Origin of the sequence: Rhodococcus sp. RCBS9, assembly GCF_029457415.1 — a bacterium.
In the GTDB taxonomy this organism is placed as follows: domain Bacteria; phylum Actinomycetota; class Actinomycetes; order Mycobacteriales; family Mycobacteriaceae; genus Rhodococcus_F; species Rhodococcus_F qingshengii.
Genome location: NZ_CP120422.1, coordinates 3,419,585 through 3,441,169, shown reverse-complemented (window position 1 = coordinate 3,441,169; position 21,585 = coordinate 3,419,585). Strand labels below are relative to the sequence as shown.

Below are 21,585 nucleotides of genomic sequence, written 5' to 3'. Positions count from 1 at the left end.
TATCCACCCTACCGGCCGGAATCACCAGGTCAGCGGCTGACTGCCTTCTGATACCGACGAATAGCGAACGGCACGAAGACGATCAGCAAACCGAAAGTCCACAACAACGACGCAATGACCGGATTCTGCAGTGGCCACGCATCCGGAACCGTCATCGCAGGATTGGTATTGCCGAACAATTCACGCACCGCCTGGGTAACCGCCGACACCGGATTCCATTCGGCGATCACTTTGAGCGGGCCGGGAAGATTGGTGGTCTCGACAAAAGTGTTCGCGATGAACGACAGCGGAAAGATGACGATGAAGCTCGCGTTGTTGAATACCTCCGGTGTCCGGATCCAAAGCCCGACAACAGCCATGACCCACGACAACGCGTACGCGAAGAACAGAAGCAGCGCATAACCCGCCACCGCTTCGAGGAAACTGGAGTGAATCCGCCACCCGACCAGAAGACCGGTCAACGACATGACCACCAAACTGATGACGTTGATCAACACGTCACTCGATGTTCGGCCGGTCAGCACGGCAGACGGAGCCATGGGCAGCGATCGAAATCTGTCGATGATTCCTTTCTGAATGTCTTCGACCATCCCCAAACCAGTCCAGGTCGCACCGAATATGACCGTCTGCGTGAAGATTCCGGCGATCAGGAATTCTCGATACGACGTGCCCGGGACCGAGATCGCACTGCCGAACACATACGCGAACAAGAGCACGAACATGATCGGCGACAAAGTGGTGAACACCAGCAGATCCGGAACGCGCTTGATCTTGATCAAGTTTCGCCTGGCGATGGTCAAACCGTCTTCGAGCGCCATCTGCACGGTCATTTCTGATCCTCCAGTTCAGCCTGGTGCCCGGTCAGTGTGAGGAAGACATCGTCGAGAGTGGGTCTGCGCAAGCCGACGTCGAATACGCGGATGCCTCGTACCGACAGAAGATTCAGCGCCGCCACCAACGCGTCGGTGCCGTCGTCGACAGGAACGGTGACGCGACGGACATTCTCTTGAACCTGAATGTCCCCCACGGCAAGCGAGCGCAATTCCTCGCGGACGATGTCGAGATGTTCGACCTCGTGCACGCTCAATTCGATGCGCTCACCCCCGACCCGCGCCTTCAACTGGTCTGCAGTACCGCGCGCGATGACCGAGCCGCGGTCGATGACGGCGATCTGGTCGGCCAACCTCTCGGCTTCCTCCATGTATTGCGTCGTGAGCAACAGCGTGGTCCCCTGAGCCACCAACCCTTCGATGACGTCCCAGAGACCGAGTCGCGCCCGAGGATCGAGGCCGGTGGTCGGCTCGTCGAGAAACAACACCTGCGGCCGAGCAACCAATGCGCCGGCGAGATCGAGACGTCGCCGCATTCCGCCGGAATAGCCCTTGACCGGCCGATCTCCAGCCTCGACGAGATCGAACTGCTCGAGCAATTCACGCGCTCGGGCCTTACTGCTTCGGGCGCCGAGGTGATACAGCCTCCCGACCATGTCCAAGTTCTCATAGCCCGTCAGGTACTCGTCGACCGCGGCGTACTGACCCGAAGCACCGATCTTGGATCGCAACGCCCGCGCATCCTCGACCACGTCCAGCCCGGCAACCTTGGCGCGTCCACCGTCCGGAATGAGCAGCGTCGTGAATATCCTTACCGCAGTGGTTTTTCCGGCGCCGTTGGGGCCCAATAGAGCCATCACCGAACCCTCGCGCACTTCCAGGTCGATGCCGTCCAATGCCGTGACGTCGCCGTACTTCTTGACCAGCCCCTCGGCCACAATCGCTTCGGTCATGAGCCCTCCCGCATCGGTAATCCGTCGGTAGTCCGTTCCCCAGTGTGACCCAGGAGGCCGACACATTCCAGGAAATTTCGTCAGTTGCCCGGCTGCAATCACCTCCCTGGTTTCGCCGGTGCCTTTCGGCCACGAGGTACGGAACAGACCACACGTCCCAGTCCTGTCCAATACAGCCGATAAATTTCACCGACCTTTCGACGGATATATACAGGAAAGAAAAACCCGAAATTCTTGAACAAAGACCGCTTTCAGGTATTCATGATGAACGCGGCAGCGTTACACTCGTACAGCAAGTGACACTCGGGCCGGTGACAGTTGACTTATGGTGTCGAATCTCGAATTACAAATCAGACAGAGGCCGAAAAGAATTGAATCACCGATTCAGTGCACGCGGGGAAGACTCACACTTCGGGGGATCGAGAAAGGCTGACTGTGCCATGAGTATCAGAACTCGATACATCCGAACTCCGTGGATCCGAAAAACGGCGAAATATTCCTTAGAGACCATCTGCTTCACCCTGGCCGTGATTGTCGCGGCCGCACTGATCGCCGCGTACAACACACAACCACGCTCCGCCTCGACGTACACGCCGGCCTCGTTCTCGGCGAATCCTGAATCTGCAGCGCTGCCCTTCGACATTCCACCCAAGTCGGCACTGAACGGAAAGTTGGTTTTCGCTCACTACTTCCCGCCCTATCCGGTTTCGATCGACAATGCGAATCCGTCTGGCGATTACTATGCGACACAATATCTTACGGTCAACGGCGAGAACAACAAACACGTTCGCTACGGAGGATTCCTCCGCGATCGGCCGACACCGCGGCAACCCATCGCCGATACGCAGTGGCGCCAACGCGACCTCGAAAACGAAGTTCGTTCGGCAATCGCCGCGGGCATCGACGGATTCTCCGTCGACATCATCGCCAAGGCAACCGACACCAGTTGGTGGGGTTCCACCGTGCCCACAGCCCTGATCAAAGCGGCCGCAGCAGTCGATCCGAATTTCAAGATCATGCTCATGCCTGATATGAACGGCGCGTTCAAAAACATGACCGCAGCTCAAATGGCAGCAGAGATGAAACCGTATTCGACCATGGCATCATCGTTCAAATTGAGCGACGGACGACTAGTGATCTCGCCATTTCTTGCCGAAAACAAGACTGCGGGCTGGTGGTCGGAGTTCATCACTATTATGAAAAATTCTTACGGAATAAATGTGGCATTTGTTCCGGTTTTCCTCGACGCAGCAGCCAACCGGAATTCTTTTGCATCGATCAGCTACGGGATGTCGAATTGGGGTAACCGAAATCCGGCAGGAAATCCGCTCTCGGGATCGAACCCGAACTCTCCGATGGGGCTTGCTGCTGCCGCTCACTCCTTGGGAAAGATATGGATGCAGCCAGTCGCCTTCCAAGATGTTCGTCCGAGTCAGTCGATCTACGACGAGGCACAGAATTCACAGAATCTGCAGAACATGTGGCAGATTGCGATTGCGTCCAACAGTGAATGGGTACAGCTCGTCACCTGGAACGACTACAGCGAGGGAACGTCGTTCGCACCCAGCGCCGGTCATGGGCGCGCGTTACTCGACATGAGTTCCTACGGGCTGTACAGCTTCCGCTCCGGCGCCTCACCCGCGATTGTTCGCGACACCGCGTATCTCGTCTATCGCAATCAGTCGGTCTCCGCGGTCCCCGTCAATCGCTCTGCTGCCCCTATGACACTGCGCCAATGGTCATCCCCCGCTCGCGATACCGTCGAGGTTCTCACCTTCTTGACCGCTCCCGCAGTCGTCAAAGTGACCGTGGGAACCACGATTACCACCTGCAATGCCCCGGCCGGGATGAGCAGCTGCATCGCCCCGTTGAAAGTAGGTTCCATCAAGGCCTCTGTCGTTCGCGGCACTACCGAGGTGTCTCGGGTGAGTTCGCACGCGGCGGTGACGGCCACACCGTACAACCAGAATCTCGAGTACCTGGTCGATTCCAGTCGGAGATAACGGTGACGAAGATCGGGTGAGTCCGTCGACTCACCCGATCTTCGTTGCGCCATCGGTTTCGGCTGCAATTGGTAACTCGGGCCGCGATACCGCCCCCGTCCGCTCCACCCTCACTGCCAAGGTCACCGCGGCCGCCAGTGCCGATACGCCCGCTCCGATCCAGTACAAAACCGCGAACGAATGCAGGGTCGGCACAGTGCTCGCACCGATCACCACCGTCGAACCGGCCAATACCGCTGCCGCAACGGCGCTTCCGGTGGAGGTACCGACCGAACGGAGCAGGCTGTTGAATCCGTTGGCCGAGGCAGTCTGATGGATCGGCGCAGATTCGGTGATCAGAGTCGGCATGGCTGCCAGAGAAAATGCCACACCGGCCGATACCACGGCAGCGCCGATCACGATATTGACCAGCGTCGGCGTCAACAGCACACGCAAGACGTATCCGATTGCGATGACGATCGCTCCTGAGGCCAACGTGGCCTTCGCTCCCCATCGCCTCGTCACCTTCGACGACACCGGCGCCAATCCGATCATCAGGACTCCGCCCGGCATCATCGCCAGTCCGGCTTCGGCAGCCGAGAGTCCGAGACCGTCCGCCGACGCCAGGGGCAACTGAAGTTCCTGCGTTGCCGCCAACGCGCTGATGAACATGGCAAAACCGAGTAATACTGCGCAGACGTTCGAAACCAGAATCGGAGCGCGAAGGGAAGTCCGCAGATCGACCAGCGGTGCCGGCGTGTGCAGTTCCCACGGAATCCATCCACAGAGCAAGACCACGCCGGACGCGATCAGAACCAGAACCTCGGGGCTTGCCCAGCCCCATTCTGTTCCTTTCGAAACGGCCAGCAGCAGTGCAGTCATAGCGAGCGTGAGGACTGTGGCTCCCAGAAAGTCGAAGCGTCCGCGACTCTTCACAGCCGATTCCGGCACCACCAGAGGCAAGACGACTATCAGTACGACCCCGAATCCACCGGTGACCCAGAAAAGCGCGGGTAGTCCCCAGTGCGCCGAGATCACCCCAGCCATCGGCATACCGAACATGCCACCGATCCCCAACGTCGCACTCATGAGAGCTACTGCACCACTGAGCTTTTCCGGAGGAAGGACATCGCGCATGATGCTGATTCCGACGGGCAGAAGTGCCGTCGCGAACCCCTGCAACGAGCGCCCGAGGATCAATAACCAGAAACTCTGGCTGAGCGCCGCAACCATGCAGCCGACGATCATCACGGCAAGACAGACGAGCATCATCGCGCGCTTGCCGAACATGTCGGCGAGTCTGCCGATGAGAGGGGTTGCGACGGCACCGGTCAGCAACGTCGAGGTCACCAGCCAGGAAGCGGTGGAGGACGATACTCCCGATGCCGTCGCGAACGCAGGCAGGACCGGCACCACCAAGGTCTGTTGCAGCGCGACCACCACGCCGCTCAGACTCAGGACGCCGACGACCCACCCGGTCCGCGCTTTCGCGCGAACAGTCTTGTCCGTCAAGCGTTCGAGCGAGCGGCTACTCCGGCGTCGACAGGAACCACGATGCCACTCATGTGGGCACTCGCGTCGGCGGCGAGGAACAGGACTACTCGCGTGATCTCGAAGGGATCCAGCCAACCGACCGGCTGCGCATGCAGAGTCGCGTACACGGGTTCGACGTCGTCTGCCGTCGGCGATTCGAGGTCAGGCCGCATCATCGCGTACATCATGTCGTTGTGAATCATCGGCGTCGAGATGTTCCCCGGTGCAATAGCATTCACGGTCACACCCGAGTTTGCCAGTTCGAGCGACACACTCTTCGTCAAACCGATGACGCCCCATTTGGAGGCGCCGTACGCCGCCATCTGGGTGCCACCGGATCGACCCATCATCGAGGAAATCGTGATGATGCGACCGTAACCACGTTCCGCCATTCCACCTGACACGGCCGCAACGGTGTTGAACACACCGGTCAGGTTCGACGAGATGACTTCGTTCCACTGTGCCGACGTCATCGACGTGATCGGAGCGGGCACGGACACACCGGCATTCGCGACGGCGATGTCGACACGGCCGAACTCGGCTTCAGCGCGGGCAACGAGCGCGTCCATTGCGTCGCGATCAGCAGTGTCTGCCTTGACGGCAATGCACCGACGACCGGTGGCTTCCACCAAACGAACGGTTTCCTTCAGATCCTCCTCGTTTGCGAGGGGGTAGGCGACGACATCACTGTTCTCGCACCGGTCGCAGATCACGATGTCCGCGCCACGCTCCGCGAATGCGACAGCGTGGGCGCGCCCCTGACCGCGTGCGGCGCCGGTGATCAGTGCAACTTTTCCTTCGAAGCTGCCTTCGAGGCTGTTCATGCCGTCTCCTAGTTCGTCGTATGCAAGCGTGCGCTGTACTGCATGCGTACTCCGAACCCGCCCGAAAGAAACAGTCGATCCCGGACAGCGGGAATCCAGCCGGTTACTGGTAAACGGCGGTCTCGAATTCCAGGTATCCGTTGATGGATCCAGGGTCCGCGAACGGCAGAATCTGCGTTGCCCAGAACCCGCCGACGCCGGTCTGCCGGTCGATCCAGTAATAGAGGTTGGCAAGACCCGCCCAAGCCAGCGATCCGGCCGGCCTACCGGTGGGTGCCACCTCTTCATTTGTCATGAAGGAGTATGCCCATCCCTTGGGCACACCGGGGAAGAATTCCGCATCGTTGGACAGTGTCGGGAGAACTCCGGGCAACAACCCCACGTGCTGGCCTTCGAGCCCGTTCTGAACGGCTGCAGCTACCGTCTCCGACGACAACACGCGACCCGAAGTGCCCGCGCCGTCGTTGAGCCACATACGGATGAACTTCATGTAGTCGCCGACAGTGCCGTGCAAACCGTGACCACCCATGTGCACCTCGGGTTCGGCCGGAAGCTCGAATCCGATGAGCGGAGTGAGGCTTCCGTCGCTCTCACGCTGATGGATCGGCGCAAGTCGATCCTTCATCGACGGGCTCATCGTGAATGCCGTATCGGCCATCTCGAGAGGTTCGAAGATGCGCTCGCGCATGACATCGCCGAGTCGCTGACCTCGAATCGACTCGACGACCTGTCCGGCCCAGTCGATGTTGGTGCCGTACTCCCACTTCTCACCCGGGTCGAAGAGCAGCGGTGTCGTGAGCGCCGCTTTGCTACACGTGATCACGCTGGGCTGCCCATGTTCCTGTGAGAGCCGGTTGTACGACTCGTTGAAGAAGTCGTAGCCGAACCCTGCAGTGTGAAGGAGCAGCATGCGAGTGGTGATGTCACGCTTGGGTTCCCGAAGAACGGGGTTTCCGCCGGCGTCGAAACCGTCCAGGACCTTCAGCTCACCGATGTCGGGAACATAGGTCGCTGCAGGTGCATCGAGATCGAGCAATCCCTCCTCCACACATTGCAGGACAGCGGTACCGGTGATCGCCTTGGTGGTGGAGAAGAGCGCAAAGGTTGTATCGAGGGTCATCGGAACGCCGGAACCGAGAGTCCGCTCGCCCGCAGCACCCTCGTAAATGTTGCCTTCTCGATCCGTAATCATCGCGACCACACCCGGGACGCGATCAGCCCCCTGAGTTGCTCGCGCCAGCACGTCGTCGAGGCGCTGCTTCGAAAGGGGCTTCCGCGCAATATCTTCGATCGTCACTGCATTTCTCCATCCGACTTGCAACTTGTCTTGTCGAACAGAATGTAACGGCGATCACATACCCGGTTCTGCCTCGAAACGGCAGGAAAACTGTCTCGTTTCGGCAGAACCGGGCAGAGCTTGGAGTCAGCTCTGGGGCGCTCCGATATTCACCAGCCAGGAAATGCCGAATTTGTCTGTACAGGCGCCGAATTCGTCGCCCCACATCTGCTTCTCGAGCGGAACGCTGACCGTACCTGTTCCCGACAGTTGCTCCCAGTACCCGCGCAGCACGTCGCCGTCGTCGCCGCTGAGGCTGACCGTGATGTTGTCGCCGGGGTTGTACGGCATGCCGGGCGGAGTGTCGGCACCCATCAGGGTGTATCCCTGATCGGTTTCGAGCATTCCGTGCATGATCTTGTCGCCGCCTTCACCGGGATTGCCGAACTCACCGAACGTGCTCAGCGCCAGCGTGCCACCAAAGATTTCTTTGTAGAACTCCAACGCCTCACGGGCATTGCCGTTGAAGCTGATGTACGGATTGAGTCGAGTTGCCATGACGTACTCCTAGCTCGTGGGATTGCTGTCACGTTCGATTTCAATCCTTGCAGAACGCTCCGACACGAAACAACGGATCACGGCAGTTCATCGAGTGCGTAAAACGATCGTCATGACCGTTCAAACAACTGTCCTCAGAGTCGATTCCGGGTCTCGGAAGGCAACTCTCCGAACCGTTTCCGGTATGTGGCCGCAAACATACCCAGATTGACGTAGCCCCAGGCGTTGGCGATTTCGGAGACGGTTCTCCCGTCGGAACGCAACAGTTCGCCGCGTACACCCTCCAACCGACGCGCGCGCAATCGTTGCCCCGGCGTGGTGTCTCGGTACCGTCGAAATCCCGCAGTGAGCGCCCGGACACTGACACCCACCGCAGCCGCGATCTCCGATGCCGTCGGCACCGAGCGAGCAAACGTATCGATGTACTCCTCTGCAGATCGCACGTAGGCAGGTTCGGCGGAGGCGACGTCGACGCCGAGTTGCAGCCCGGCCTGCGTCGCCCACTCGTCGAGAAGCTGAGCCGCGATGAGTTCTTGAACTCTGGCACCCAGCCTTTCGCTCGACATCGCCTCAGGCGACTCTGCAATTGCGCGAACGACGTAGTCCATCAATGCCAGCCAACTCGAGCCCCGCCCGCCGATGGTGCACTTGTGCCGCCACAGACGGTCGTCGGGAACCGACCCGAACCATTGCATGGCGTGATCGGCGACAAGCTGATGCGGCACAGTGAGATTCAGCTGCAGATGATCTTCGTCGAATTCGACGAAGTAGTCGGTCCGGCTACAGTCGGCGACAAAGGTCTCCCCCACGGCAGTATTCACCGCAGTTCCTCCGCCGAGGGCATGTCGACCGTTGCCTCTGATAGTCGTCAGAACCAGAATGTTTCCGGCCTCAGGCGAACATTCACCGACGGAGACCGGAATCCCGTAACAGAATCTGGTGACGTCGATCTTGCCGACTGCCGCGGAGTACATGTCCGAAGCCGGCTTCAACCGACTTCCGATCGGCGTGACCGTATACGGCATGTAGATGTTGTCGGACCACTCCTTGATGCGGTCCCAGTCCCGAGAAAAGGCCTGGTGATGCTGCATAGTGGGCCGGCCGGCCGCGTCGATGAGCAAGGCATCCTCGAACATGGTTCGAGTATCGCACCAGGGCCCGGGAAGGTCACGCGAAGTGAGATGACGTGATCTCTGGCTGTACGGCGGCGGGTCGTGTTGCAGCAAAAAGCAGCGAATCCACCGCGGTCCCCCGGATCACCATGTGTGCCCTCATTCGCCCCTCCTCCTCCATTCCGATTTTGGTGAGCACCGACGCCGACGCCGAATTCTCCGGACGACACGTTGCCTGCACTCGCTGCGCTCCGAAGCGAGCAAAGGCGAATTCCAGAACCGCGCGCCCCGCCTCCGACGCATAGCCTCGCCCTTGGAACTTCGGGTTCACGACAAAACCGAGTTCCGCCCGCCGGTGCGCGGCGGATACTTCCCACACAGCTACCGAACCGATGACCGCTCCATCGGCCTTCGACGTGATGGCCAGGGTGAACGTGCGACGTTCGACGAGCGCAGCTTCGAGTGCCGCGTCAGCCAGGAATGCCCTGGTCACCGCGGGGGTGTTCGGCCCCCAATCAACATATCTACAGACGGCAGGGTCGGACGCGTACTGATGGACGGCACCTTCATCCGCGGCAGTGAAATCTCGAAGAACAAGGCGTTCCGTAGTCAACGTGAACATCCAGCGATCCTAGAGCGAGCCCAAAAGCACCTCTTGACTCGAACGCATGTTCGAGTATGATTTGGGGAGGGGATCGGGGGATTCAATGAGTGTCTTGTTGTCGGACGTGGTGTCGGGTTCTGCGGTGGGGTTACGTGGACGTCTGTGGCAGTTGTCGGCTGCTGAGTTACGTGCGGCTGCGGTGTCGGCGAGCGCGGAGATTCTGCGCCTGGAAGCCGTTCGAGTGGCCGTGGTCGACGAACTCTCGTTGCGTTCCGATGATCAGGTGATCGCCAGCCGCGGTGTCGGTTCGTGGTTGGCGGCGAACACCATGCTGCAGGTTCGGGACGGGAAGAAGATCGCCGCGTTGGGTGCAGCTTTGCGGCCGTTTCCGGCGGTGGCGGCTCGGTTCGATGGCGGGGATTGTTCGTTCGATCATGCTGTGTTGATCGTGGCGTTCTGTGAGTCACCGCCGAAGGGCATGCCGGAGGAAGCACTCCCGAAGTGCATCGACCTGTTGTTGGCTGCTGCGTCGGGTGTGGAGGCGACGACGACGAAGGTGCGGAACGTGATCGCGACCTTGGAGCGGTTGTTCGAATCGGATGAGATCCCGCCCGCCGAGGATGTCGATCTCAATGAGTTGCGGATCGCGTCGACGTTGAACGGTCGGGTGGTGGTGCGTGGGGATTTCGATGCCCTGACCGGTGAAATGCTGTTGTCGGCGTTGTCGAATCTGACGATGCCGACCCCGGCACCGGACGGGACTCCCGATGCCCGGTCGGCGGCGAAACGCACGGCGGACGGGTTCACCGAACTGATCCGGCGTTATCTCGATTGCGCCAAGACTGGTACCGATGGTGGTCAGCGTCCGCATGTGAACGTGCACATCAACGCTCGGGATCTGGCGGAGCACCGAGACTGCGCCGCCGCACCCGCTGCTTCTGATGACGGAATGGCTGTGTCGGATCTTGATGTCGGGCACATGCCCTGGCTCGGACCGCTGTCCGTGTCGCAGACCAGACTCCTTGGGTGCGATTGTTTCCTGTCCACGGTGCTGCTCGATGATCACGGCGCGCCCTTGGATGCGCAACCAGGTAAACGATTGGTCACCGCCGAACAGCGAGTGGCGTTGATCGCCCGGGACAAAGGCTGCGCCTTCCCCGGCTGCACGTGCGTACCCGCCTGGACCGATGCGCACCACATTAAGCACTGGGCCAACGGTGGCCCGACGGTGATGAACAACCTGGTCCTGCTGTGCCGTTCACATCATCGGCTGATGCACCGCAAAGCCGCGTTCGTCGGGAAATGGGCGATTCGGATCGGTGTCGACAACAAACCGTGGTTCATTCCGCCGCCCTCGATCGACCCCGGACAGCAACCCAGGCCGGCGAACACCACCTTCAAAACCTGAGAGGTCAAACCTCTTTGGCGACAACAGAACACGGACCGAGCACCGCATCGAAGGAGACCTCGATGCGGTGCCAACCGGCCGTGACGCTTGATGAAGCTGTGCCCACGATAATCAGCGAGTCAGCACAAGCCCCGATGTCGGCACGCCCGTTCCCGCAGTCACCAGTACATTCTCGACGGAGTCGACCTGGTTGACCGAAGTACCGCGGATCTGCCGAACACCCTCGGCGATACCGTTCATCCCGTGAATGTATGCCTCGCCGAGCTGTCCGCCATGGGTGTTGATCGGAAGCTTGCCGCCGAGTTCGATTGCGCCACCGGCGATGAAGTCCTTTGCCTCTCCCCTGCCGCAGAAACCGAGTTCCTCGAGCTGCATCAGAACATAGGGCGTGAAGTGGTCGTAAAAGATCGCCGTCTGCATGTCCGACGGGCGCAGCCCACTTTGTGACCAGAGCTGATCGCCGACAAGGCCCATCTCCGGTAAGCCGGTCAAACCGTCGCGGTAATAGCTGGTCATGATGTATTGATCTGCCCCGCTGCCCTGTGCGGCGGCAGCGATAACGGCGGGGGTGTTCTTCAGATCTTTGGCTCGTTCTGCCGAGGTGACGACGATCGCGATGCCGCCGTCGGATTCCTGGCAGCAATCGAGGAGATGCAAAGGTTCAGCGATGAATCGCGAGTTCTGATGGTCCTCGAGGGTAATCGGTTTCCCGTAGAAGAACGCCTTCGGATTGGTGGCTGCATGCTTACGGTCGGCGACGGCGATTCGACCGAAGTCCTCGCTGGACGCTCCGTATACGTGCATGTATCGCTGCGCGACCATCGCGACAAACGATGCAGGAGTACCCAATCCGTGAGGATAGGAAAAAGCGTTATCCGTGCCCGACGAATTGACCTGCGCCACAAGGCCGGAGTTCACCTGCCCGAAACGGGCACCCGATCGCTCGTTGAACGCGCGGTAAGCGACGACGACGTCTGCGACGCCGGTGGCAACAGCCATGGCGGCCTGCTGAATCGTCGCCGCAGCGGCACCGCCTCCGTAGTGAATACGACTGAAGAACTTGAGGTTCGGAATCCCCACCGAACGAGCTACTGCCACTTCGGTGTTGGTGTCCATGGTGAACGAGGTAAGACCGTCGACGTCGGCGGGTGTCAGACCTGCGTCGTCCAACGCGGCTTGAACAGCCTCGGCGGCCAGTCGCAGTTCACTGCGACCGGAGTCCTTCGAGAAATCCGTGGCTCCGATTCCGACGATCGCTGCCTTGCCGGACAATGCGCTCATTCAATGTCTCCGTTTTCAATGTCTCCATTCGAGCCCGACGCCGGAAATGCCAGTGTGACCTGTGCGGTGATGTGATCTCCCAGGCTGTTCTTGCCGACCACCGCGAGCGACACGAGATCCTCGTCGTAGGAGGTCACCGTTCCGGAGAGCGTCAAGGTGTCGTAGGCGTACCAGGGGACTCCGAGGCGGAGTTTGATCGACGTGAGTACAGCCCGCGGTCCGGCCCAATCGGTCACGAATCGCTGCACCAAGCCGGTGTCGGTGAGGATGTTGACGAAGATGTCCTTCGAGCCGCGTTTCTGTGCGAGATCGCGGTCGTGGTGAACATCTTGAAAATCGCGGGTAGCGAGCGCCGCCGAGACCACAAACGTCGGGTCGCCGTAAATCGAGAGCTGCGGAAGAACCTCTCCCACAGTGATATCCGTCGTCAAAGTCATCGTCACTCCTTCACCGCAGAAACCGCAGACACCGAAACCGGCTGCCAGGCGTACAGAGTCCAGGGAGTTCCCCCGGTCTCGTCGTCTCCGGGGAAGTCGAGGTAGACCGCCTCCACCTCCATCCCGATCGACACACTCGACGGATCGATACCGCGCAATTCGCCGAGCATCCGCACACCCTCAGGCAGTTCGACCAGGGCAACGACGAACGGCAACGACCGACCAGGAACCTTGGGGGCGTGGTGAACGACAAAGCTGAAGACCGTTCCCCGACCTGACGCCACCACGTAGTCGGTCTGCTCCGACTTGTCTTTCCAGATCGCGGGCACCGGCGGGTGCTGTACCGAACCGTCCGCACGCAGTTGAATACGCAACTCGTGTGCGGCGACACCGTCCCAGAAGAACTGCGTGTCGAGGGATGCTGTCGGACGCAGCATTCGAGATGCGTCCAGGTCCGCAGGGACGTCAGTGGAGGAACTCTCGCTGACTGGCGGCGCGAACTTCAAGATCCGGAACATCATCTCCGAGACCAGTTCTTCGCCGACCCGCCAGAAGCTACGGGTAGTGAAGAACCACCCTTCACCAAGACCTGTCTTCTTGGGTCCCACAACGTCTTCCAACACCGAGGAGATGGTGACTTCTTCACCCGGCTTCAAGTAGCGGTGGTAGATCTGATCGCAGTTGGTCGCGACGACGGAGGTGAATCCGGCCTCGTCGAGGATGTCTGTCATCCGGCCCAACGGGTCGTCGGCTTCTCGAATTGCCCCCAGACCGCGCATCGTCCATACCTGCGCCATCGCCGGCGGTGCGACTATTCCGTCGTGTCCGGCGGCGCGGGCGGCCGATTCGTCGACATAGATCGGGTTCTCGTCACCGATCGCCTCGACCCAGTTGCGGATCATCGGCAGGTTCACGGGGTCCCGGCCGGCGCGAGGAGCGCTTGGCCCGTCCTCTCGAACCCGCTCGGCAGCAGTGAGAATGGGATCTGACACGATTTGTTTCCTATCTCGGAACGCGAGGAAGCTTCAGGCCGGCGGTCGCAATCAGTTCGCGCATCACCTCGTTGACTCCACCGCCGAAGGTGATCACCAGGTTGCGCTTGATCTGCATGTCCAGCCACTCCATGAGATCAGCAGTTTCGGGATCGATCGGATTTCCGTACCGCCCGACGATCTCTTCCGCGAGTCGACCGACCCGCTGGATACGCTCGGTCGCAAACACTTTGGTTGCCGAAGCGTCGGCGATATCCACCGACTCCGAATCACTCGACGCCACTTGCCAGTTGAGCAGTTCGTTGAGGCGGTACGTCGCATGAATTTCGCCGAGCGCGCGCCGCACGTCAATGTGATCGAGCAGGTTTTCACGCTTGGCCCAATCGAAGACGTGGTCGTAAATCCCTGCGACACGACCTGCCGGACCGAGCATGACGCGCTCGTGGTTGAGCTGCGTCGTGATCAGGCGCCAGCCCTGATTCTCCTCACCCACAAGCATGTTCGCCGGAACGCGAACGTCCTCGTAGTAGGTGGCGTTGACGTGATGCGCACCGTCGCAGGTGATGATCGGGGTCCAGGTGTAGCCAGGATCTTTGGTATCCATGATCAGGATGGAGATGCCGCGGTGCCGTGAATCGGCAGACCCTGTCCGCACGGCGAGCCACACGTAATCGGCGTCGTGCCCGCCGGTGGTGAAAATCTTCTGGCCGTTGACGACGTACTCGTCACCATTTCGTGCCGCCGAAGTGCGCAGTGCTGCAAGGTCGGTGCCGGCTTCCGGTTCGGTGTAGCCGATCGCGAAGTGCACTTCACCGGCGAGGATCGCGGGCAGGAATTTCTGCTTCTGCTCCTCGCTGCCGTACTTCTGCAGGGTCGGACCGACGGTCTGCAACGTCACCGAAGGCAGTGGGACATCCGCCCGCACAGCCTCGTTGACAAAAATCTGCTGCTCGACTTCACCGAACCCACGTCCGCCGAACTCCACCGGCCAGCCGACGCCGAGCCAGCCGTCCTTGCCCATACGACGGATGACCTCGCGATAGGTAGGGCCATGCCGCTCCACGCGCATGATCTTGGCCTCTTCGGGCGAGATCAGCGTCGAGAAGTAGCGTCGAAGTTCAGCTTGCAATGCGCGCTGACTGTCGGTCAGATCGATGAACACCGGGCCCCCACGAGGTCGAGTCGCTGCGAAGCGCCGCCGAGCAGGCGCGCCAGGTCTTTTGCAGTCGAGTAGTAACGATGAAGCGGATACGTGACGTCGACGCCCAGACCGCCGTGCAGGTGGTGAAGCACCTGCATCGTGGCGGGTACTTCCTGGGCGATCCAGTACGCCATGACGTCGAGGTCCGACTGGGCGTCCAGGCCCTCCGACACGCGCCAGGACGCCGACAACGCCGCGACGTGAAGAGTCCGCGAGGTGACATAGGCGTCGGCGATCTGCTGTGAGACCGCCTGGAACGTGGCCAGCGGCTTGCCGAATTGCTCGCGTGAGCCGACATGTGCCGCAGTGAGATCGACGGCACCGGACACCAAACCGTCTGCAACGGCTCCGATACTCGCCGTGGCGATCCGGTACAGCGTCTGGACGGCTTCCTCGCCGGCACCGAGAAGTTCACCGACTGCCTCGTCCATCGTGACTGCGAACTCGGGACTGCCGGAAGCACTGGGGGTCGGCGTCAATGCGACGCCGGCGGCGGTCGGATCGACGAGAACGACTCCGGCGTCGGTGGGCACAAGAATTCTGTGTGCGCTCGCCGCGAAAGGCACGGCAAGCACCGTCCCGCTGACGCGATACCAGTCGCCCGACTGCTGCGCGGTGGTCGACGGCTGCGCCGGGAACTGCTGACCCGGCTCACCGAGCGCCGCGGTGAACACCCGTCCGGCGCCGACTCCGGTGAGCAATTCGTCCTGTTGAGCGTCGGTCCCCAGAGCGACTATGGGGAGTACACCGAAGCCGAGGGTTGCGAGAGCCGGAATTGGAGCGGCGGCCCGGCCGACCTCGACGAGGAGGGAACCGACGTCGGCGACGGAGAGTCCCTCGCCGCCCAGACGCTCGGGCAGGGCCAACGTGAGCAGGTCGGCATCGGCGAATGCCGCCCAGAGCGCGTCCGGCTCCAGTTCGCGGGCAAGGAGCGCGGTAGCCACCTCGGCTACCGCTTCCTGGGTTTCATCGGGAGTGAAGTCCACGCTGGCAATCCTGTCTCTGATGTAGAACGTGTTCTAGTTGTATCACCAACGTGGACATTTCTAAAGGCCTCTACTCACGCCGTCTAATCACGGGGCAGGCCCAGAATTCTCTCCGCGGCGACGGTCAACAGAATCTGCGTGGTTCCGCCGGCAATCGACAGGCATCGCGTGTTGAGGAACTCACGCGAGAGCGGACCCTCCACCCATCCGGCCGGGCCACCCAATTCCATGGCGAACTCTGCGACATTCTGACGCTGGCGCACGCCCACCAGCTTGCGGACGCTCGACGCCGGACCCGGATCCTGACCGTCCAATTGCCGCAGTGTCGTGCGCAATTCCAGCAGTGAGCCCACCATGGCGGTTCCGATCAGCCCACCGAGCTTGTCTGCCACCACAGGATCGGGGTCGCCGGCCAGCTCGAGCAATTCCTCCATCGCACCGCCGAGCGAAGAGCCACCGCTCATTGCGACCCGCTCGTTGGCGAGGGTCGTTCGGGCCAGTTTCCAGCCTCCACCGAGCTGGCCGACGACGCACTCGTCCGGGACGAAGACGTCGTCGAGGAAGACTTCGTTGAACAGGGCATCTCCGGTGATCTCGCGCAGCGGCGAGATTCGAATCCCAGCCGTCTTCATGTCGAGAAGGAAGTACGTGATGCCCTTGTGCTTGGGAACCTCGCGATCGGTCCTGGCGAGGCAGATGGCCCAGTCAGCTTCACGCGCAAGCGAAGTCCAGACTTTCTGGCCGTTCAGCTTCCAACCGCCGTCGACCTTTTCCGCGGTCGTGCGCAGTGCCGCAAGATCCGAACCTGCGCCGGGTTCACTGAAGAGCTGGCACCAGGTGATCTCGCCCTTGAGCGTCGGAGTCGCAAATCTTTCGATCTGCTCCGCACTGCCGTGCTCGAGGATGGTCGGCACTGCCCACCAGCCGATCACCAGATCGGGTCGGCCGATACCGACGGCCGCCAACTCTTCTTCGATCAGAATCTGTTGCGCGGCCTTGGCGCCCCGGCCGTACGGCTTGGGCCAGTGCGGCGCAAGGTAGCCCGATTCGGCCAACGCGTTGCGCTGCTCGGATTCGGGCAGCGCCACCAATTGCGCTACCTCTTCGCGAATTTCGGACCGGTCGGATTCGAGCTCACTCAAGTCGATCTGAAGGTGACGCCGTGCGCCGCCGATCGTCAATTCCGCGACGCGTGCGCGCCAATGAGACGATCCGCCCAGAATCTGCCGGAGCGACAGTGCTCGACGAAGGTAGAAGTGCGCCTCGTGCTCCCAGGTGAATCCGATGCCGCCGAGCACTTGAATGCAGTCCTTTGCCGTGTCGACAGCGGCATCCAGCGACACCGCGGCGGCCACTGCTGCGGCGATCGGAAGTTCGTCGCCCGACTCGGCAGCGACCGCACCATCCCAGGCGACGGCTCCGGCATTCTCTACGCGACACAGCATTTCGGCGCAGATGTGTTTGATCGCCTGGAACGAGCCGATGGGCTTTCCGAATTGTTCGCGAATCTTCGCGTACTCCACCGCAGTACGCAGGCTCCACGCCGCAATTCCGGCAGCTTCGGCAGCCCCAAGTACCGCCGCTAGGTCGGAAACCGATCCTGGCGCAATGTCATCGAGGATTCGGTCGGCATCGACCGTCACTCGATCGAAGGAGACTCGCGCCAGTGGTCGCGACTTGTCGATCGTGTCGACCGCTTCGTAGGTCACGCCTTCGCTGTCTCCGTCGACGAGAGCCCAGACGACACGCGAGCCTTCGTCTTCGGACACGACGCCCGCCGACACGAGTACCGATACGCCTGAATCGCCGCCCCAGGCGTAACCTCCTTCGCCATGAAGCTCGATGCCGCCGGACGCATTCGCCGTTGCCGCAACTGGACTTTCGTCCAATACGACGGCACACGGCAGCGCACCGTCGGCGAGCGTTTCGGACCATCGCTTGGCAGCGGGCGACGAACTACGCCCCACCACCAGAGCTGCGAGTGCAGTCGTGAGAACAGGACCCGGCACGAGTTCGATTGCCGCCTGCTCGAGCATTGCTGCGAGATCGACGATTTCGGCCCCGGCTCCGCCTACCGCTTCGGGAACGGCGACCGAAAATATCCCGAGAGACGCGAACTCGGACCATTTCTCCCGCCACGAAACTGCTGGTCCACGGCGTACCATGTCCATCGGCGTGGCCGAGCGAGCCCAGGCCTCTATCGATTCCTGGACCGCCCGCTGTTCATCGGTCGTGGCGATTGTCACAACTGGTTCCCGCCTCTCGATAAGTGACACAATTGTTTAGAACGTGTTCTAATATGACACCTGGCCAAGAGTCAAGGCGCGAAGGAATTTGTCGATGACCACAACATCCCGATCCCGCTCCAACGCGGTTGCTTCTGCAACGCTCGGGGACGACGATCTCAGCTCCAACGCGCAACGTGAACGCCGCAAGCGGATTCTCGACGCAACACTCGCCTTGGCGTCCAAGGGGGGCTACGAGGCTGTTCAGATGCGCGCCGTGGCCGAGCGTGCCGACGTCGCAGTCGGAACGCTCTATCGCTACTTCCCGTCCAAGGTTCACCTACTGGTGTCCGCCCTGGCACGCGAATTCGAGAAGATCGATTCCAAGGGCAAGATCCCGCCTGGAACCAGTCCGCTCGAGCGGATGCAGCTGATCCTCAGCCTCATCACCCGCGCGATGCAGCGCGATCCGCTCCTCACCGAAGCGATGACTCGCGCGTTCATGTTCGCCGACGCCTCCGCAGCGGCCGAGGTCGATCAGGTGGGCCAGTTGATGGACCGCCTCTTCGCACGAGCGATGACCGAAGAGGAGCCAACCGAAGAGCAGTTGGCGATCGCGCGCGTGATCTCCGATGTGTGGCTGTCCAATTTGGTGGCATGGCTCACGCGACGCTCTTCGGCTACCGATGTCGCCAATCGACTGGAATTGACGGTTGAACTGCTGCTCGGTGACGGAACTCGGAAACCCGAATAGACATCCTTTGTCGCATCTGTCATTTTTGCACTGATCGGCCGGAAACGTATCGAGCCAGGAGTCGCTGCATCACCTAGATTTGAAGAGGTGAGCGCACAAGATCTGTCCATCGAACTCCGCCGAGCGCTGTCAGGCGTGGCACGCACGCCGCGTCTGCTCGTAGCCTCCGACTACGACGGGACGATGGCACCCATCGTCGCCAACCCGGACAAGGCGTATCCCCGGGCGGAAACGGTGCGTGCGCTTCGCTCTCTCGCCAGCCTCGCGTCGACGACGGCTGCCGTGATCTCGGGCCGCGCCCTCAAGGATCTGGCTGCGCTGTCCCGACTTCCCGCCGAAGTGCAATTGGTCGGCAGCCACGGCTCCGAGTTCGACATCGGATTCGTTCACGCGATCGACGCCGACGCCAGGAAACTGCTCGACGAGATCGTCACCGAGTTGGGCCGAATCGCCGCCGACACCCCTGGGGCAACGGTGGAGAAGAAGCCCGCCAGCGTTGCACTGCACGTACGCAACACCAGTGCCGACGACGCCGAGAAGGCGCTCATCGCCGTCCGCACCGAATCGGCACTCTGGCCAGGCGTTCAGGTCACCGAGGGCAAATCGGTGGTCGAGTTGGCTGTCATCGCCACCGACAAGGGCCACGCACTCGACTTGATTCGCCATCAGGACGGCGCAACCGCTGCCGTCTTCATCGGGGACGACGTGACCGACGAAAAGGCGTTCAGCAGGCTTCAGGGGCCGGACATCGGAATCAAGGTCGGCAGCGGGGACACCGTCGCCGACTATCGCGTCGACAGCACCGAGGACGTCGCTGCCGCTCTGGCGTTCCTGCTCGACGAGCGTCGTACGTGGCTTTCCGGCGCCGACGCTCCGCCCATCGAGCGACTCTCGATGCTCGCCAGTCCGCGCACCGTCGCTTTGGTGACCCCGGATGCGACGCTGACCTGGTTGTGTCACCCGGAACCGGATTCAGCGGCCGTCTTCGCACACCTTCTCGGCGGAACCGGGGCCGGCCACTTCTCGGTCGGGCCTCGACGCACAGCCTTGCCGCTGAGCCAGAAGTACATCGACAGCACGATGACAGTTCAGACCCGCTGGGCGAGCCTGTCCGTCACCGACTACCTCCCCCACGACGTCCCACAGGGACGAACCGACCTGACCCGCATCATTTCCGGTCAGGCCGACGCGATCGTCTCGTTTGCACCCCGTCCCGAGTTCGGCCAGGGTCAGGTCACGCTCGAGGTCGTCGACGAGGGCATTCGGGTCCTCGGCACCAACGAGCCGTACGTACTCCGCTCCCCCGGTGTGCTGTGGAACATCGCCACCGACGGAAACCAGCAGACCGCCCACGCCATCGTCGAGCCGTCCAAGGGTGACGTCGTCCTCGAATTGCGCTGCGGAACAGAAGAAATCGGCCCGTCCGACGTTCCGGAACTCGAGCGTCGAGCGACCTCGGAGGCCTACTGGTCCGATTGGGCCAAGACGCTCGAACTCCCGAAGCTGAAGCCGGACTTGATGAAACGCTCTGCACTGACCTTGCGCGGGCTGGTTCATGCCGATTCCGGTTCCATCATGGCCGCCGCCACAACATCCCTGCCGGAAGAGATCGGCGGAGTCCGCAACTGGGACTACCGCTATTGCTGGTTGCGCGACGCCGCCCTCACCGCAACAGCTCTCGTGAGCGTCGGATCCACCGACGAGGCCGAGAACTACCTGGACTGGGTCCACCGCGTGCTCGAAACACTGCCGGGACCCGAGCGCCTGCACCCCCTCTACACGCTCTACGGGACTTCGCTACCGCCAGAGGCCGTCATCGATTCACTTCCCGGATACGCCGGCTCCCGGCCGGTCCGCGTCGGAAACGCCGCGAATCAGCAGGTTCAACTGGACGTGTTCGGCCCGATCGTCGAGCTCATCGTCGAACTGGCGAATGCACGCGAAAAGGCCGGTGATCCCGATCCTTTGAGCGACCGCGACTGGGAACTGGTGTGCGCCATGGTCGAAGCAGTGCAGCGGCGCTGGTTCGAACCCGATCACGGCATCTGGGAAATTCGCGACAACCCGCGCCACCACGTCTATTCCAAGGTTATGGGCTGGGTCACCGTCGACCGCGCCGTCGATCTTGCGACCCGCTTTTCTCGCGAGGCCCTGCCCGAGTGGGCGGAACTGCGTGACCAGATCGCCGACGAAGTACGACACAAAGGCTGGAAGGACGACGTCCAGTCGTACACCGCAGCCTACGACGGTACCGATCTCGACGCGGCGACTCTGCACATCGGACTGTCGGGGCTGATCGATCCGACGGATCCGCGCTTTGCTGCAACCGTCGTAGCCACCGAGGCCGAACTACGCAGCGGCTCAACGGTATACCGCTACCATCACGACGACGGCCTGCCCGGCATAGAAGGTGGATTCCATCTCTGTGCCGCCTGGCTCGTCGAGGCATACCTACTGATCGGGCAACGCCTGCAAGCAGAGGCGCTGTTCGACCAGTTGGTCGCGGCAGCGGGTCCCACCGGACTGCTCGCGGAGGAGTACGACCCCATCGCGGAACGCTCACTGGGCAACCACCCCCAGGCGTACAGCCATCTGGGCTTGTTGCGCTGCGCCCAACTCCTGGCGTGAG

Annotated in this window: 18 protein-coding genes; 4 read left to right on the top strand and 14 right to left on the bottom strand. The window is 61.5% G+C overall.

All coding sequences use genetic code 11. The annotated features are described in order from the left end of the window. Positions 1–29: 29 nt before the first annotated feature. Together P0M12_RS16215 and P0M12_RS16210 are read right to left on the bottom strand one after the other, a co-directional pair. Complete coding sequence (locus tag P0M12_RS16215; RefSeq protein ID WP_003945537.1) at positions 30–830, bottom strand: ABC transporter permease; 801 nt, start codon at positions 828–830, stop codon at positions 30–32. Next, positions 827–1,783: a daunorubicin resistance protein DrrA family ABC transporter ATP-binding protein gene (locus P0M12_RS16210; RefSeq protein ID WP_019746865.1), complete on the bottom strand. Its 957-nt coding sequence runs from the start codon at positions 1,781–1,783 to the stop codon at positions 827–829. The genes P0M12_RS16215 and P0M12_RS16210 overlap by 4 nt, the downstream gene beginning before the upstream one ends. Before the next feature lie 44 nt (positions 1,784–1,827). Here P0M12_RS16210 and P0M12_RS16205 point away from each other — a divergent pair, with 44 nt between their 5' ends. Beyond that, positions 1,828–3,786: a glycoside hydrolase family 71 protein gene (locus P0M12_RS16205; protein WP_277376565.1), complete on the top strand. Its 1,959-nt coding sequence runs from the start codon at positions 1,828–1,830 to the stop codon at positions 3,784–3,786. A 30-nt stretch (positions 3,787–3,816) separates the two neighbouring features. Here the strand turns inward: P0M12_RS16205 and P0M12_RS16200 are convergent, their stop codons facing one another. From P0M12_RS16200 to P0M12_RS16175, 6 genes are all read right to left on the bottom strand, one after another. Then, a complete protein-coding gene (locus P0M12_RS16200) occupies positions 3,817–5,277 on the bottom strand; it encodes an MFS transporter (RefSeq protein WP_047269629.1) in 1,461 nt (486 codons plus the stop codon). Beyond that, a complete protein-coding gene (locus tag P0M12_RS16195) occupies positions 5,274–6,122 on the bottom strand; it encodes a mycofactocin-coupled SDR family oxidoreductase (RefSeq protein WP_003945658.1) in 849 nt (282 codons plus the stop codon). Before P0M12_RS16195 ends, P0M12_RS16200 begins: the two co-directional genes overlap by 4 nt. A gap of 103 nt (positions 6,123–6,225) precedes the next feature. After that, entirely contained in the window at positions 6,226–7,365 is a 1,140-nt protein-coding gene (locus P0M12_RS16190) for a serine hydrolase domain-containing protein (RefSeq protein ID WP_232330047.1), read from the bottom strand. A gap of 180 nt (positions 7,366–7,545) precedes the next feature. Then, a complete protein-coding gene (locus P0M12_RS16185) occupies positions 7,546–7,956 on the bottom strand; it encodes a VOC family protein (RefSeq protein ID WP_047269632.1) in 411 nt (136 codons plus the stop codon). A 134-nt stretch (positions 7,957–8,090) separates the two neighbouring features. Continuing rightward, on the bottom strand, positions 8,091–9,092 hold the full coding sequence (locus tag P0M12_RS16180; RefSeq protein WP_007734026.1) for a helix-turn-helix domain-containing protein: 1,002 nt from the start codon (positions 9,090–9,092) through the stop codon (positions 8,091–8,093). A gap of 31 nt (positions 9,093–9,123) precedes the next feature. Continuing rightward, complete coding sequence (locus P0M12_RS16175; RefSeq protein WP_058227269.1) at positions 9,124–9,690, bottom strand: GNAT family protein; 567 nt, start codon at positions 9,688–9,690, stop codon at positions 9,124–9,126. An 85-nt stretch (positions 9,691–9,775) separates the two neighbouring features. On the opposite strand from P0M12_RS16175, the gene P0M12_RS16170 reads away from it, so the two are divergent. Further along, positions 9,776–11,080 carry an HNH endonuclease signature motif containing protein gene (locus P0M12_RS16170; protein ID WP_277376564.1) on the top strand — a complete coding sequence of 435 codons (1,305 nt, stop codon included), beginning with the start codon at positions 9,776–9,778 and terminating at the stop codon, positions 11,078–11,080. A gap of 111 nt (positions 11,081–11,191) precedes the next feature. Here P0M12_RS16170 and P0M12_RS16165 read toward each other — a convergent pair whose 3' ends face one another. From P0M12_RS16165 to P0M12_RS16140, 6 genes are all read right to left on the bottom strand, one after another. Next, complete coding sequence (locus P0M12_RS16165) at positions 11,192–12,361, bottom strand: lipid-transfer protein (protein ID WP_003945661.1); 1,170 nt, start codon at positions 12,359–12,361, stop codon at positions 11,192–11,194. After that, the gene (locus P0M12_RS16160) at positions 12,358–12,798 is read right to left on the bottom strand and encodes a MaoC family dehydratase (protein ID WP_020968404.1); all 441 of its coding nucleotides are present in this window, start codon (positions 12,796–12,798) and stop codon (positions 12,358–12,360) included. Before P0M12_RS16160 ends, P0M12_RS16165 begins: the two co-directional genes overlap by 4 nt. A gap of 2 nt (positions 12,799–12,800) precedes the next feature. Next, positions 12,801–13,793 carry a bifunctional MaoC family dehydratase N-terminal/OB-fold nucleic acid binding domain-containing protein gene (locus P0M12_RS16155; RefSeq protein ID WP_064075134.1) on the bottom strand — a complete coding sequence of 331 codons (993 nt, stop codon included), beginning with the start codon at positions 13,791–13,793 and terminating at the stop codon, positions 12,801–12,803. A 7-nt stretch (positions 13,794–13,800) separates the two neighbouring features. Continuing rightward, the gene (locus P0M12_RS16150) at positions 13,801–14,952 is read right to left on the bottom strand and encodes an acyl-CoA dehydrogenase family protein (RefSeq protein ID WP_050657066.1); all 1,152 of its coding nucleotides are present in this window, start codon (positions 14,950–14,952) and stop codon (positions 13,801–13,803) included. Further along, positions 14,937–15,977, bottom strand: coding sequence for an acyl-CoA dehydrogenase family protein (locus tag P0M12_RS16145; RefSeq protein WP_003945711.1), 1,041 nt, complete (start codon positions 15,975–15,977; stop codon positions 14,937–14,939). The genes P0M12_RS16150 and P0M12_RS16145 overlap by 16 nt, the downstream gene beginning before the upstream one ends. Positions 15,978–16,060: 83 nt before the next feature. Continuing rightward, positions 16,061–18,223 (bottom strand): acyl-CoA dehydrogenase, encoded by a 2,163-nt coding sequence (locus tag P0M12_RS16140; RefSeq protein WP_042920534.1) that lies wholly within the window; start codon positions 18,221–18,223, stop codon positions 16,061–16,063. Positions 18,224–18,317: 94 nt separating this feature from the next. Between P0M12_RS16140 and kstR the strand changes: the two genes are divergently transcribed. Both kstR and otsB read left to right on the top strand, forming a co-directional pair. Beyond that, positions 18,318–18,956, top strand: coding sequence for a cholesterol catabolism transcriptional regulator KstR (gene kstR, locus P0M12_RS16135; RefSeq protein ID WP_003945752.1), 639 nt, complete (start codon positions 18,318–18,320; stop codon positions 18,954–18,956). Positions 18,957–19,043: 87 nt separating this feature from the next. Next, a complete protein-coding gene (gene otsB / locus P0M12_RS16130) occupies positions 19,044–21,584 on the top strand; it encodes a trehalose-phosphatase (protein WP_003945932.1) in 2,541 nt (846 codons plus the stop codon). Position 21,585 lies beyond the last annotated feature (1 nt).